Annotated in this window: 11 protein-coding genes and 1 pseudogene; 7 read left to right on the forward strand and 5 right to left on the reverse strand. The window is 63.6% G+C overall.

Going from position 1 to position 13,602, the window contains the following annotated elements:
• Positions 1 to 68 precede the first annotated feature (68 nt).
• Positions 69 to 1,160 carry a citrate synthase/methylcitrate synthase gene (locus tag V1279_RS33560; RefSeq protein ID WP_334444864.1) on the forward strand — a complete coding sequence of 364 codons (1,092 nt, stop codon included), beginning with the start codon at positions 69 to 71 and terminating at the stop codon, positions 1,158 to 1,160.
• A 112-nt stretch (positions 1,161 to 1,272) separates the two neighbouring features.
• On the opposite strand, the gene V1279_RS33565 is transcribed toward V1279_RS33560, so the two are convergent.
• Entirely contained in the window at positions 1,273 to 1,920 is a 648-nt protein-coding gene (locus V1279_RS33565; RefSeq protein ID WP_334444866.1) for a J domain-containing protein, read from the reverse strand.
• 110 nt (positions 1,921 to 2,030) lie between these two features.
• Here V1279_RS33565 and V1279_RS33570 point away from each other — a divergent pair, with 110 nt between their 5' ends.
• Both V1279_RS33570 and V1279_RS33575 read left to right on the forward strand, forming a co-directional pair.
• On the forward strand, positions 2,031 to 2,312 hold the full coding sequence (locus V1279_RS33570; protein WP_334446690.1) for a BolA family protein: 282 nt from the start codon (positions 2,031 to 2,033) through the stop codon (positions 2,310 to 2,312).
• Positions 2,313 to 2,595: 283 nt separating this feature from the next.
• The gene (locus V1279_RS33575) at positions 2,596 to 3,003 is read left to right on the forward strand and encodes a hypothetical protein (protein ID WP_334444868.1); all 408 of its coding nucleotides are present in this window, start codon (positions 2,596 to 2,598) and stop codon (positions 3,001 to 3,003) included.
• A 24-nt stretch (positions 3,004 to 3,027) separates the two neighbouring features.
• Here V1279_RS33575 and V1279_RS33580 read toward each other — a convergent pair.
• The 3 genes and pseudogenes from V1279_RS33580 to V1279_RS33590 all read right to left on the reverse strand — a co-directional run bounded on the left by V1279_RS33580 (position 3,028) and on the right by V1279_RS33590 (position 6,223).
• Positions 3,028 to 4,381 (reverse strand): annotated as a pseudogene (locus V1279_RS33580) (hemolysin family protein).
• A 70-nt stretch (positions 4,382 to 4,451) separates the two neighbouring features.
• Positions 4,452 to 5,594: a 3-dehydroquinate synthase gene (gene aroB / locus V1279_RS33585; RefSeq protein ID WP_334444870.1), complete on the reverse strand. Its 1,143-nt coding sequence runs from the start codon at positions 5,592 to 5,594 to the stop codon at positions 4,452 to 4,454.
• Complete coding sequence (locus tag V1279_RS33590; RefSeq protein WP_334444872.1) at positions 5,591 to 6,223, reverse strand: shikimate kinase; 633 nt, start codon at positions 6,221 to 6,223, stop codon at positions 5,591 to 5,593. The genes aroB and V1279_RS33590 overlap by 4 nt, the downstream gene beginning before the upstream one ends.
• A 143-nt stretch (positions 6,224 to 6,366) precedes the next feature.
• Here V1279_RS33590 and V1279_RS33595 point away from each other — a divergent pair, with 143 nt between their 5' ends.
• The 4 genes from V1279_RS33595 (at position 6,367) to V1279_RS33610 (ending at position 10,465) form a co-directional block, all read left to right on the forward strand.
• A complete protein-coding gene (locus tag V1279_RS33595) occupies positions 6,367 to 6,513 on the forward strand; it encodes a histidine kinase (RefSeq protein ID WP_334444874.1) in 147 nt (48 codons plus the stop codon).
• A gap of 69 nt (positions 6,514 to 6,582) precedes the next feature.
• The gene (gene xerD, locus V1279_RS33600; protein WP_334444876.1) at positions 6,583 to 7,545 is read left to right on the forward strand and encodes a site-specific tyrosine recombinase XerD; all 963 of its coding nucleotides are present in this window, start codon (positions 6,583 to 6,585) and stop codon (positions 7,543 to 7,545) included.
• A 200-nt stretch (positions 7,546 to 7,745) separates the two neighbouring features.
• Positions 7,746 to 8,708, forward strand: a complete 963-nt coding sequence (locus V1279_RS33605; protein WP_334444878.1) for an acetyl-CoA carboxylase carboxyltransferase subunit alpha — start codon at positions 7,746 to 7,748, stop codon at positions 8,706 to 8,708.
• 284 nt (positions 8,709 to 8,992) lie between these two features.
• Positions 8,993 to 10,465 carry a murein L,D-transpeptidase family protein gene (locus V1279_RS33610; protein WP_334444880.1) on the forward strand — a complete coding sequence of 491 codons (1,473 nt, stop codon included), beginning with the start codon at positions 8,993 to 8,995 and terminating at the stop codon, positions 10,463 to 10,465.
• Between the two features lie 197 nt (positions 10,466 to 10,662).
• Here V1279_RS33610 and secA read toward each other — a convergent pair whose 3' ends face one another.
• Positions 10,663 to 13,500, reverse strand: coding sequence for a preprotein translocase subunit SecA (secA, locus tag V1279_RS33615; protein ID WP_334444882.1), 2,838 nt, complete (start codon positions 13,498 to 13,500; stop codon positions 10,663 to 10,665).
• Between the last annotated feature and the right edge of the window lie 102 nt (positions 13,501 to 13,602).

Consider the following 13,602-nt stretch of genomic DNA (forward strand, 5'->3'; position numbering starts at 1 on the left):
TTGACATAATCAAGATTGATCAACCTGTCGAGAGGCCCGACCTTTGGAAGCGACAAAGGAGAGCCCTCATGAATATGCAGCTTTCGAAGACCCCGATCGGCCTGGACGGGATTCCGGCCGCCGAAACCGTGCTCAGCCATGTCGATGGCGAGCGCGGCGAACTGATCATCGCCGGCGACCGGGTCGGCGACCTCGCCCGCAAGACCGGTTTTGAGGGCGTGACCGCCCGGCTGTGGAGCGGCGGAACCGGCCAGCCGGTCGGCGAAGCCGCCGTGCGCGCCGCCCTCGGTGCGGGCCGCGAACGCGCCTTCGCCCGGCTGCCGGATCTCTTGGGCATCACGCGCGGCCTTTCGGTCGTCGACGGTTTCCGCGCAGCGATTGCGGGGCTGCGGGCGGAAGCGGGGCTTGCGCACGAGGCCACGATCGTCGGCGCGTTTCCGGTCATCGCCGGGGCCCTGGTCCAGCGCGCCAAGGGGAACGACCCCGTCGCACCCGATCCAACCGCCAGCCATGCCGCCGACACGCTGTCGATGATGCTCGGCCGCAAGCCCAACGCGCGCGAGGTGGCGGCGCTGGACGCCTATTTCGTCACGGTGTGCGACCACGGCATGAACGCGTCGACGTTCGCGACGCGCGTGGTGGCCTCGACCCAGGCGGATTTGTTCGCAGCCGTCACCGCCGGCTATTGCGCGCTGACAGGGCCGCTACATGGCGGCGCACCTGAACCGGTGCTGGAGATGCTGGACGCAATCGGTTCAACCGCGCGCATCAAGCCTTGGGTCGACAGTGCGCTGGCCCGCGGCGAGCGGCTGATGGGATTCGGCCACCGCGTCTATCGCGTCCGCGATCCCCGCGCCGATGTGCTCAAAGGTGCGATCGAACGGCTTGCCGGTGACGGCACCGACCTGCCGTTCGCGGGCGAGGTCGAGGCCTATATCCGTAGCGCGTTGCGGATAAAGAATCCGGAACGCCCGCTCGACACCAATGTGGAGTTCTTCACCGCGATCCTGCTCGACGCGCTGAAGATCCCGCGGCAGGCGTTCACGCCGATCTTCGCGGTGGCGCGCGCCGCCGGATGGACCGCGCATGCCCGCGAGCAGCAGCGCGGCGGGAGGTTGATCAGGCCGAGTTCGGCCTATATCGGGGCGATGCCAGAGTGATCGAAAACCGTAGCCCGGATGGAGCGCCAGCGTAATCCGGGGCCGGTTTATCAGCGGTGAGCGAAATCCCGGATTGCGCTGCGCTTCATCCGGGCTACGGAGCCTGCGCTCGCTACGCGCCGCGCACTACGGTCTTGAGATAATTATACGCCTTGATGATCTCGATCAGGCGGTCCTCGGTGGAGCGGTCGCCGCCGTTGGCGTCGGGATGGTGCTGCTTGACCAGCGCCTTGTACTTCGCCTTGATGTCCTCGAGGGTGGCTTCGGCGGTGAGCCCCATCACCTGCAGCGCCTTGCGCTCGGCGTTCATCACCTTCCGGGTTTCGGCCTTGGCCTCGGCGCCCGGTCCGGGCCGCCAGCGTCCGCGGCCGTTGAGCTCGGAGAACACGCTGAAGGGATCAGCGGCGCCGTCAAAATCCTCGGCGGCCTGCTTGCCCTTCTTGCCGGCGGTGTTGGCGCCCATTTTCCAGGTCGGGCGATGACCGGTCAGCGCATCCTTCTGGTAGCGCGCGACGGCGTCGGCATTCATACCCTGGAAGAAATTGTAGTTCTGATTGTATTCGCGGACGTGATTGAGACAGAAGTGAAAGTACTCCCGCGAATTCTCCCGGCCCTTGGGCGCGCGGTGCGGGCCCTTGTTCTGGCAGCCCGCCCATTCGCACATGGCGGCTTCCTCGCGCGCCTGCGCCTGCTGCTTCGCACTCAGCTTGTTGGGCTTGATGCGAATGGAATCGAAGAATTTGGATGAATCAATTGCCATGGCTGACTTTGACTACGCAATGCCCGAGGCTTCAAGTCTTGACATTGCGAATACCTCTGTTCGGATGCGTCATTGACGGAAAGCCGACAACGGAATTATCTGCCGCCATCATGAGCACCACCAGGGACGCTATCATAAACAAGTTGCGTGAAGCTTTCTTGCCGGAAAGCCTCGACGTTACGGACGAATCTCATCTGCATGAGGGCCATGCGGGCCACCGGCCGGGCGGCGAGACGCATTTCAGGGTCTATATCGTATCTCCGGCCTTCGAAGGGAAGAGCCGGGTTGAACGCCACCGTATGGTAAATGCGACGCTTGCGGCGGAACTCGAGGGCTCCGTCCATGCGCTCGCGATCAAGGCGCAGGCCCCGGGAGAAACCGCCGGCCGGTAAGTTGGTCTGCCGCAAGAATATGAGCGCCCGCTGGCGCTGGAAATTTCGACACATCCGGCCGAATGGTTGGTCGCGGACGCCATCTTCTACCTGCATGGGGCTGTCCGCCAGCTTCCTGTGAAGGTCGGCCGGGACGGTAGAACCGTTTTCGCAACTGTGAGACAATTGCCAAAGCGATGGATCAGGTTCCGTTCGAACGCGGGGTCGGGCTGACCCCGATGCCGTCGCAGGTCGATGGGGTCGTCCGATGCGATATTGGGCATGCTTCAGATGGACCGCCGCCTTGGCGCTGCTGGTTGCGACCTCCCCGATCAGGGCGCACGCGCTTGATATGCCGAGCCCCTTTGTCCAGGAAGTCCTGATCAAGAGCATTCTGGTGACGCTCAACGACGCGGTGGCATCGGATAATTTCACGGTGCTCCACGCCAAGATTTCAAAGCCGTTCCGCGATCAGTTTCCGCCCGAGAAGCTGCGGACCGTCTTCAAGGACCTGGTCGAGAAGCACGCCGTGTTCGACGCGATCGTCGCAAACCCGGTCATTCCGGATGAAGATGCGAAGATCGACGACAAAGGCGTACTGCGCCTTAAAGGTCATTTCGACACGACGCCCAAAAAGGTGAAGTACCAACTCGGCTTCATCCCCTCCGACGGTCAGTGGAAGCTCAGCGGCATCACCATCGATATCGAATAGCTGACACCGTCATGGCGCGGACGCTCAGAACGCCGTCCCCGCCCGCTTCGGCTTCGGATCCTCGCCCTCAGCCTCGCGCGGCACCGGCGCGATCTTGAGGGCCGTGATGCGGTTGCGCTCACGGCGCAGCACGCGGAAGCGGAAGCCATGGAAGGTAAAACTCTGCCCGCGCTCGGGGATCGAGCGCGCTTCGTGAATCACGAGGCCGGCGACGGTCGTTGCCTCCTCGTCCGGCAGATGCCAGTTCATGGCGCGGTTGAGGTCGCGGATCGGCACCGAGCCGTCCACCACCACCGAGCCGTCGAGTTGGGCGCGGACCGCCGGTCACCACGACGTCGTGCTCGTCGGAAATATCGCCGACGATTTCTTCCAGAATGTCTTCCAGCGTCACCATGCCTTCGACCTCGCCATACTCGTCGACGACGAGCGCGAAGTGGGTCTTGCGGCGGCGGAACGCCTTCAACTGTTCGGACAGCGGCCGCATCTCCGGCACGAACCAGGGCGGCAACATGATGGCCGAAACGTTGATGCGCGACATGTCGCCCTCGGAGACGCGGATCGCGCGCAGCAAATCCTTGGCGTGCAGCACGCCGATGATGTTCTCCGGCTTGTCGCGCCACAGCGGGATGCGGGTGTATTCGGTCGCCAGCACCTCGCGCACCAGTTCGTCCGGCGGCAAGTCGGCATTGATCATCACCATCGAGGTGCGATGGACCATGACGTCAGACACGGCGAGGTCACCGAAGCGGAAGACGTTGTGGATGTACTCGGCCTCGCCGCTTTCAATGCCGCCGTGCACGGCCGATTCTTCCACCAGCCCTTCGATCTCGGAATCGGTGAGGATTTCATGCTGCGAGGATTCCTTGACGCCGAGCAGGCGCAAGATCCCGCGCGAGGCGGTGTTGAGCAGCCAGTTAAGCGGATAGAAAGCCAGATAGGACAAATAGAGCGGATAAGCGATCCACTGCGAAACCGGCATCGGCTCCCTGATCGCCAGCGTCTTCGGCACTTGCTCGCCTACGACGATGTGCAGCGAGGAAAATACCAGGAAGCCGGTCAGGAACGACACGAAGTGCAGGGTCGGTTCCGACATTCCTAGCGGGATGAGCATCGGTTCGAGCAGCGCCGAAACCGTGGGTTCGCCGACCCAGCCGAGGCCGAGCGAGGCCATGGTGATGCCGAGCTGGCAACAGGCAAGATAGGCCTCGATGTTATTCATCATGCTATGCAGCAGGTGGGCGCCGAAACGATTCTGCTCGACCATCACCCTGATGCGAAACCCGCGGCTCTTCACCAGCGCAAACTCGGCGGCCACGTAGAACGCGTTGGCGGCGAGCAGCAGAAACGCGAGCAGCAGATTGAATGCAGTCGAACTCATGATTGCCTCGCGGCGACGGCCCCGGCCGTGCGCGACGTGTCGCCCGCAATGCCCTCGGACAACCCCGTTCTCATCCCGACAGCTTCTGTTGCAGGAAGTCGCGCACCAGCGCCGGCTCGACGTCGTTTGCGACCACCGCGCGGCCGATCGCCAGCAGCAGGATGAACGTAAGCTTGCCGCGCTTGACCTTCTTGTCCTGCGCCATCAACGCCATCAGCGCGTCGGCATCCGCCAGCCCCTCCTGCGCAAAGCCTGCGATATCCTGCAAATGGGTCGGCAGGCCGACGGAAGCAAGATGGCGTTCGACGCGGGCGGCATCGGCCTCGGAGATCATGCCGAGTTCGGCGGAAAATTCCGCTGCCAGCACCATGCCGACGGAGACGCCTTCGCCGTGGAACAGGCGATCGGAAAAGCCGGTCGCGGCCTCCAGCGCATGGCCGAAAGTGTGGCCGAGATTGAGCAGCGCACGCTCGCCGTTCTCGCGCTCGTCGCGGGACACGATCGCGGCCTTGGCACGGCAGGAGGTCGCAATCGCGTGCTCGCGCGCCGCGCCGCCGGAGAAGATGTCGGCGTAGTTGGCTTCGAGCCAGGTGAAAAAGGCTTCGTCGCCGAGCACACCGTATTTGGCGACTTCGGCATAGCCGGCGCGGAACTGGCGCGGCGACAGTGTGTCCAATACCGCCGTATCGGCGATGACCAGCACCGGCTGATGAAACGCTCCGAGCAGGTTCTTGCCCTGTGGCGAGTTGATGCCGGTCTTGCCACCGACCGAGGAATCGACCTGCGCCAGGAGCGAGGTCGGCACCTGCACGAAATCGACGCCGCGACGCAGGATCGCCGCCGCAAAGCCGGCGAGATCGCCGACCACGCCGCCGCCGAGCGCAATCACCAGATCGTTGCGCTCGATCCTGGCCGCGATCAGCGCCTCGGAGACCTTTTCGAGACCGGCATAGGTTTTCGACCCCTCGCCTTCCTCGATGATGACACGCGAGGTCAGGATGCCGGCTTCCGCCAGCGAGCGCTCGGTTGGCTCCAGCCAGTGCTTCGCCACGGTGCGGTCGGTGACGATGGCGGTCCGCACGCCGGGGCGCAACGCGGCGACGCGCGCGCCGAGCGACTCCAGCACGCCACGGCCGATGACGATGTCATAGGCGCGGTCGCCGAGGGCTACGTCGACCGTGATATCGGCGGAATGTTTCAGGGGCGCAGTCATGGCGTGACGCTGATCCCGTCGGTTGTCGGCTGGGCGGCAGGCGCGCCGGCGCACAGCCGGGCGCGCAGGGCATCGATACATTCGTCGACGATGCGGTCGTGCGGCACGTCGCGCGAGCCTATCGTCAGGTCGGCGGTCCGGTAGACCGGCTCGCGCGCTTCGAGCAGGCGGCTGACGGTCGCAACCGGATCCTCGGTCTGTAGCAGTGGCCGGTCGGCGCGGCGCTTGACGCGCTTCATGATGATTTCGACATCCGCCTTGAGCCAGATCGAGACCGCCTTGTCGCGGATGCGGTTGCGGGTCTCCTCCCGCATGAAGGCGCCGCCGCCGGTGGCGATCACGGCCGGGCCGCTATCGAGCAGCCGCGCGATCACCCGCGCCTCGCCGTCCCGGAAATGCGGCTCGCCATGGGTTTCGAAAATGTCCGGGACCGACATCCCGGCCGCCGCCTCGATCTCGATATCGGCGTCGAGAAACGGCAGCCGCAGCCGGGCCGCCAGCCGCCGGCCGATGGTGGACTTGCCGGCGCCCATCATGCCGACCAGCACGACCGAACGCCTTCCCAGAGCCGACGTGATGTCGGCCTCCTGGGTGGGGCTCGTTTGTGCCGGTGCGGCGGTCTCGGACATCAAAAACTCTGCGGTTTTGCGGGACTTGCTCCGCGCTGCGACACCTATACTACCCCCATCGATGCCGTTGCCAGAGTCTCTTGCCACGGGGATGGGAACATGTTGGATGATTTCATTGGTTAATTCGCCGCCCTGAGCCCCCTATGCCCAGTTTGTTCCGCTTTCTGACGGCCGTCGGCATCATCGCCGGGGTGATCTATGGCGTGATTTTTTCGCTGGCGAACTTCGTGACCCCAAAGCCCCGGGAAATGACGGTCACCATCCCCGCAGACAAGTTCCTCAAGAAATAGCCGCTATCGTCTGATTTGTGGTGAGCACGAACTCGGGGAGCGGCATCTCGTTACGGGATGTCGGGGGCAATGCGTTCCAGCAAGACGGCCAAAGACGAGAAACTGATCAACCTGTTCCTCGACATGCTCGCGGCGGAACAGGGAGCGGGCGACAACACGCTCGACGCCTATCGCCGCGACCTCACGGATTTTTCCGAATTTCTCGGCCGCAAGGGACAAAACTTTGCCGGTGCCGGGACGGATGGGCTGCGGGACTACCTCGCCGACCTCGACACCCGCGGTTTCAAATCCTCCAGCGTGGCACGCCGGCTGTCGGCGATGCGGCATCTGTTCCGCTTCCTCTTGAACGAGCGCATTCGCAGCGACGATCCGGCGGCAATCCTGTCCGGCCCGAAGCGCGGCCGAGGCTTGCCGAAGGTGCTGTCGATATCGGACGTCGACCGCATGCTGACGCGCGCCAAGGAATTGACCGAGGCCGAGAACGCTTCGCCGCAGCAGCGGCTGCGCGCGATGCGGCTGTATTGCCTGCTGGAAGTGCTCTACGCCACCGGCTTGCGCGTCTCAGAGCTGGTGGCGTTGCCGCTGTCGGCCTCGCGGCGCGATATCAGCATGATCGTGGTGCGCGGCAAGGGCAACAAGGAACGGCTGGTACCGCTCAACGAAACGTCGCGGCAGGCGATGGCCGACTATCTCGCCGCGATGGAAGCGCTCAAGCCCGAGAAGAAGAAAAGCACCGCCAGCTCGAAATGGCTGTTTCCCTCCTTCGGCGAGAGCGGCCACCTGACGCGGCAGCATTTTGCGCGCGACCTGAAGGAACTGGCAGCGGCATCGGGCCTCGCGCCGCGGCTGGTCTCCCCGCACGTGCTCCGCCACGCCTTTGCCAGCCACCTGCTGCATAACGGCGCGGACCTGCGCATCGTGCAGACGCTGCTCGGCCACACCGATATCTCCACCACGCAGATCTACACCCATGTGGTCGAGGAGCGGCTGAAAAGCCTGGTGCGCGACCTGCATCCGCTGGCGGAGAAGTAACCTTCGTCGCAACGCCCGCCTTGACTTCCGCGGCGTCTCCCCTGAAAGAGCCGTCTCCCGCCCGCGGCCTTGTTTGGCGCGCTTTCGGTAAACCGGGTCATCCGGACCGAGCTGCACGCTAAATCATTGAAGATGCGTGCTTTCCTTAAGCGAATCGAAACCGCTTCGCCTCAAAGCACGTTGTTACCTATATTGGTTTGATGCCGGATCAGATGCGCAGCTATCTCGACTTCGAAAAACCCGTCGCCGAACTAGAGGCCAAGGTCGATGAACTGCGCGCGCTGGCGGCGTCCGGCAGCGACATCGGCGATGAGATCGCACGCATAGAGGACAAGTCGCAGCAGGCGCTGGCTGACCTCTACGCCAATTTGACGCCGTGGCAGAAGACGCTGGTGGCGCGCCATCCGCAGCGCCCGCACTTCAGCGATTTCGTCAACGCGCTGATCACTGAATTTACCCCGATGGCGGGCGACCGCAAATTCGCCGAGGACGAGGCGCTGATGGGCGGCTTCGGCCGTTTCCGCGGCGAGGCGATCTGCGTGATGGGCCAGGAAAAGGGCGCCACCACCGACAGCCGTATCAAGCACAATTTTGGCATGGCGCGGCCCGAGGGCTATCGCAAGGCGGTGCGGCTGATGGAGATGGCCGACCGCTTTGGCATTCCCGTGCTGTCGATCGTCGATTCCGCCGGCGCCTATCCCGGCATCGGCGCCGAGGAGCGCGGCGTCGCGGAAGCGATCGCACGCTCGACCGACACATGCCTCTCGCTCGGCGTCCCCAATGTCGCGATCGTCACCGGTGAGGGCATGTCGGGCGGCGCCATCGCCATTACGACCGCCAATCGGGTGCTGATGCTGGAACACGCGATCTACAGCGTGATCTCGCCGGAGGCGGCCTCCTCGATCCTGTGGCGCGACGGCACCAAGGCTCAGGAAGTCGCCAACGGCATGAAGATCACCGCGCAGGACATGCTGCGATTCGGCGTGATCGACCAGATCCTGAAAGAACCCTCCGGCGGCGCTCACCGCGATTCCGCCGCCATGATCTCAGCCACGGGCGATGCGATCGCCGAGGCGTTCAACGATTTCCGCAATCTGGACGCGGATGGCGTCCGCCGGCAGCGGCGGCAGAAATTTCTCGATATCGGCCGCAAGCTCGGCTGATGGCCCCTTGTCCTCCCCCTGGATGGGGTCGGACGGCCCGGCGTCCCATTCGTTAACGCCGCCTTAAAGGTGCTTTATTTCGTCGGATCACTTGATTCGGCCCTAATTAGGCCCAAGACCCCATCTTTAAACTCTATTGACCATGCCTGCCGTGGAAGCGGCTGGCGCATCGCGTTCGGGTTGCGGCGCGGAAGGTCAAAGGGTACTATTTTATGCAATGGCTTCAGGGCATGTTCGCTGTGATTTGGGGTGCGAAAATGCCCGGTGGGTGTGGAGCTTAGCCTTTGATTTACTGCTCGCTGGTTCGCGCGCTCGTCACGTCGGCTGCCCTTTTGGGCGCGGGCCTGCTGATGGCCGGTTGCAACGGTGACGACATCTCGCTGGCCAATAACGCCAAGGCCAACCAGCCGGTCCCGCCAAAACTGATCGCCGACATGACGGCGAAAAACATGGACCTGCAGTCGCCGATCCTGGTTCGTCTGTTCAAACAGGAAGCCGAACTGGAGATCTGGAAGCAGGACCGCTCCGGCCGTTTCGCGCTGCTGAAAACCTATCCGATCTGCCGCTGGTCGGGCGATCTCGGACCCAAGGTCCGCGAGGGCGACCGCCAGGCGCCGGAAGGCTTCTATGCGATTTCGCCGGCGCAGATGAACCCGCAATCGGCCTATTATCTTTCCTTCAACACCGGCTATCCGAACGCCTTCGACAAGGCGCTGGGGCGTACCGGCTCGCAACTGATGGTGCATGGCGACTGCTCATCGCGCGGCTGCTACGCGATGACCGACGAGCAGATCGCGGAAATCTATTCGCTGGGCCGCGAATCCTTCTTCGGCGGCCAGAAATCGTTCCAGCTGCAGGCCTATCCGTTCAAGATGACGCCGATCAACATGGCGAAGCATCGCAACAATCCGAACATGCCGTTCTGGAAGATGATCAAGGAAGGCAATGATCATTTCGAGGTGACGCGGCAAGAGCCGAAGGTCGATTTCTGCGAAAAGAAATACGTGTTCGATGCCGCCAAGCCGCCGAACGCGACGCGTGATCTGGTGTTCGATGCTTCGGCCAAGTGCCCGGCCTATGTGATTCCCGACGAGGTCGCCGACGCCGTGCGCGAAAAGCAGGCGACCGACCTCGCCGAGACCGCGCGGCTGATCGCCAAGGGAACGCCGGTCGCCCGGGCCAACACCGGCATCGACGGCGGCATGCACCGGGTGTTCGCCGCCCGTGTGCCTGAAGCCAGCACCGGCCTTTCGGAGCCCGGCGACGGCTCAAGCCTGTCGCTGATGGCGCGCGCTCCCGGCACCGTTCCCTCCCACGTCAATCCGCCCAAGGCGCCCTCCGATAATCTGCTGATGGGTGCGCCGGAGCCGCCGAAGCTTGCCGCAGCCCCGGCTCCCACCCCTGCCGCGGCGCCGACGCGGGTCGCCAATGCGGCGCCGACGGCCCAGAATGACGGGTTCTTCTCCAACCTCGCCCGCAAGGTCGGTATCGGCGGCGCGGCTGACGCCACCGCAAGCACACCGCCCTCGAAGCCGAAGGCGAGCGAAGCCAAGCGAAGCGAGCCGCCGCGTCAGGAAGCGGCCGCGCCGAAGACCATGGCGCCGAAGCACGACGCCAAACAGGCCGCCGCCCGCCCGCCGCTGAGAGCGTCCGTGTCGGATACCCCGGGCCCCGCTGCCAAGGACAACCAGGTCTCCGGCTCCGCACCGATCGTGTCGTCGAACTCGTTCGACAGCCGCTTCGGGGCGGTGAAGTAAGAAGCGCGACGCGGCTCCCCCGGACTGCACAACAGCACAGTGCCGTCATGCGCCCTGCGAAAGCGGGTGTTCCCTAACGCGTATTGGAAGAACCGAAGCGGTGCGGCGTACTGGATCATCCGCCTTCGCGGATGATGACAGCGGCGCGTGTGATGACAGCGGCGCGTGATGGCGTCAGCGCGCCATCACCGAAAAAATCACCCGTATTTGCCGTGGCAATGCTTGTACTTCTTGCCGCTTCCGCAGGGACAATCCTCGTTGCGGCCGACCTTGCCCCAGCTTGCGGGATTCTTGGGATCGCGATCAGCGTCCGCGACTTCAGGCACCAGCGAGACGTTGGCGAAGGCCATCTCGTCTTCGCCGGTATTGGGATCGAACTTGTGCGCCTCCATCGCCGGCAGCACCGGCTGCTGCTCTTCCGGCGGCACGATCTCGACGCGCATCAATTGCGCCGTCACCGCCTCGCGCAGGTGCGCGGTCATTGCCTCATACAGGCCGAAGGCTTCCGACTTGTACTCCTGCAACGGATCGCGCTGGCCATAGCCGCGCAGGCCGATCACCTGACGCAGATGATCGAGCATGATCAGGTGTTCGCGCCAGAGATGATCCAGCGTCTGCAGCAGAATGGTCTTCTCGACATAGCGCATCACGTCGGGGCCCCACTGCGCCACCTTGGCCGCCATGTGCTCGTCGACGCGCTGCTCGATCCGCGTCAGCAATTCCTCGTCGGCAATGCCCTCTTCCTTGGCCCATTCGTCGACCGGCAGGTCGACGTCGAGCACGCGCTTAAGTTCTTCCTTGAGGCCCGCGACATCCCACTGCTCGGCATAGGCGTGTTCCGGCACATGCTTGACGACGATGTCGTCGATGAAATCATGACGCATGTCCGCAACCATTTCGGCCACGCTGTCGCTCTTCATCAGTTCGACGCGCTGATCGAAGATCACCTTGCGCTGGTCGTTCTGCACGTTGTCGAACTTGAGCAGGTTCTTGCGGATGTCGAAGTTGCGGGCTTCGACCTTCTGCTGCGCCTTTTCCAGCGCCTTGTTGATCCAGGGATGGATGATGGCCTCGCCCTCTTTCAGGCCGAGCCGCTGCAGCATGCTGTCGAGCCGGTCGGACCCGAAGATCCGCATCAGATCGTCTTCCAGCGACAGGAAGAACTTCGAGCGGCCGGGGTCGCCCTGACGGCCGGAACGGCCGCGCAACTGGTTGTCGATGCGGCGGGATTCATGCCGCTCCGAGCCCATGATGTAGAGCCCACCCGGCTTGGTGATGGTCTTGGCCGGCTTGCTGCCCTTGGCGGGCTCGACCTCGACCACGTCCTCGGCCTTCAGCACGATCTCGCGGAAGCGTTCGATGTCGGCCTTGATCTGTTCGATCTTCGTGGCCTTCTCGGCCTCGTCGGTAATGTTGGCGGTCTCCTGCAGGATCCGCATCTCGAGCGAACCGCCGAGCTTGATGTCGGTACCGCGGCCGGCCATGTTGGTCGCGATCGTGATCGCGCCGGGGACGCCGGCTTCGGCGACGATATAGGCTTCCTGTTCGTGGAAGCGCGCATTCAACACCGCAAACAGTTTTGCCGGTTTGCCCGCACGCGCCGCCGCATAGAGCTTTTCCATGCTGGATTCAGAGCCGAAATCGATCTGCTTGTAACCATGCTTCTTCAGGTAATCGGCCAGCACTTCCGACTTTTCGATCGAGGCGGTGCCGACCAGCACCGGCTGCAGCCGCGCATTGGCGCGTTCGATCTCGGCCAGGATCGCGGCGTATTTCTCGTTCTGGGTGCGGTAGACTTCATCGTCCTCGTCGAGACGCGCGACCGGCACGTTGGTCGGGATTTCCACGACCTCGAGCTTGTAGATGTCGAACAATTCGTCGGCTTCGGTCAGCGCCGTACCGGTCATGCCGGCGAGCTTTTCGTACATCCGGAAATAGTTCTGGAATGTGATCGAGGCCAGCGTCTGGTTTTCCGGCTGGACCTGGACGTGCTCCTTGGCTTCCAGCGCCTGATGCAGGCCTTCGGAATAGCGGCGGCCCTGCATCATGCGGCCGGTGAATTCGTCGATGATGATGACTTCGCCGTCGCGGACGATGTAGTCCTTGTCGCGGTTGAACAGCGAGTGCGCCCGCAGCGCCTGGTTGATGTGGTGAACGACGGAGACGTTCTCGACGTCGTAGAGCGATTCACCCTTGAGCTGACCGGCATCGCGCAACAGCGTCTCGATCTTCTCCATGCCGGCTTCGGTCAGCGTCACCGTGCGCTGCTTCTCGTCGACCTCGTAATCGGTCTTGTCGAGCTGGGGGAAGAAGGTGTCGATGGTGTTGTAGAATTCCGAGCGGTCGTCGAGCGGACCGGAGATGATCAGCGGCGTGCGCGCCTCGTCGATCAGGATCGAGTCGACTTCGTCGACGATGGCGTAGAAATGGCCGCGCTGGACCATGTCCTCCAGCCGGTACTTCATGTTGTCGCGCAGATAGTCGAAACCGTATTCGTTGTTGGTGCCGTAGGTGATGTCGCGCGAATAGGCTTCCTTGCGCTCGGAATCGTCGAGCCCGTGCACGATCACGCCGACGGTCAGGCCGAGGAAATTGTAGATCTGGCCCATCCATTCGCTATCGCGGCGGGCGAGGTAGTCGTTGACGGTGACGACATGGACGCCCTTGCTGGCCAGCGCGTTGAGATAGACCGCAAGCGTCGCCACCAGCGTCTTGCCTTCGCCGGTCTTCATCTCGGCGATGTCGCCCTCATGCAGTACCATGCCGCCGATCAGCTGGACGTCGAAATGGCGCTGGCCGAGGGTGCGCTTGGCGGCTTCGCGCACGGTGGCGAAGGCCGGAACCAGGATATCGTCGAGCGTCTTGCCGTCGGCGAGTTGCTGGCGGAACTCGGCGGTGCGGGCCTTCAGCGCCTCGTCGGAGAGCGCGGCGAGCTCGGGCTCAAGCGCGTTGATGGCGTCGACGCGGGACTGATATCCCTTCACCCGCCGGTCGTTGGCGGAGCCGAAAAACTTGCGGGCGAGCGCGCCGATCATGCCAATTCCTGCCTTTGCCGTTACTTGCGTTGCAAGCCGTGACGGGGTCCACCAAATTGCTTATCAACTCACCGTGACGCGTCGCGGCAAACACCCCGATCC

Origin of the sequence: Bradyrhizobium sp. AZCC 1610 (assembly GCF_036924515.1) — a bacterium.
Taxonomy (GTDB): Bacteria; Pseudomonadota; Alphaproteobacteria; order Rhizobiales; family Xanthobacteraceae; genus Bradyrhizobium.

Coding starts and splice junctions, on each gene's coding strand:
- aroB (WP_334444870.1), bottom strand. CDS start 5,594: ATGACTGCGCCCCTGAAACATTCCGCCGATATCACGGTCGACGTAGCC.
- V1279_RS33560 (WP_334444864.1), top strand. CDS start 69: ATGAATATGCAGCTTTCGAAGACCCCGATCGGCCTGGACGGGATTCCG.
- V1279_RS33565 (WP_334444866.1), bottom strand. CDS start 1,920: ATGGCAATTGATTCATCCAAATTCTTCGATTCCATTCGCATCAAGCCC.
- V1279_RS33605 (WP_334444878.1), top strand. CDS start 7,746: ATGCCGGATCAGATGCGCAGCTATCTCGACTTCGAAAAACCCGTCGCC.
- xerD (WP_334444876.1), top strand. CDS start 6,583: ATGCGTTCCAGCAAGACGGCCAAAGACGAGAAACTGATCAACCTGTTC.
- V1279_RS33595 (WP_334444874.1), top strand. CDS start 6,367: ATGCCCAGTTTGTTCCGCTTTCTGACGGCCGTCGGCATCATCGCCGGG.
- secA (WP_334444882.1), bottom strand. CDS start 13,500: ATGATCGGCGCGCTCGCCCGCAAGTTTTTCGGCTCCGCCAACGACCGG.
- V1279_RS33570 (WP_334446690.1), top strand. CDS start 2,031: ATGAGCACCACCAGGGACGCTATCATAAACAAGTTGCGTGAAGCTTTC.
- V1279_RS33590 (WP_334444872.1), bottom strand. CDS start 6,223: ATGTCCGAGACCGCCGCACCGGCACAAACGAGCCCCACCCAGGAGGCC.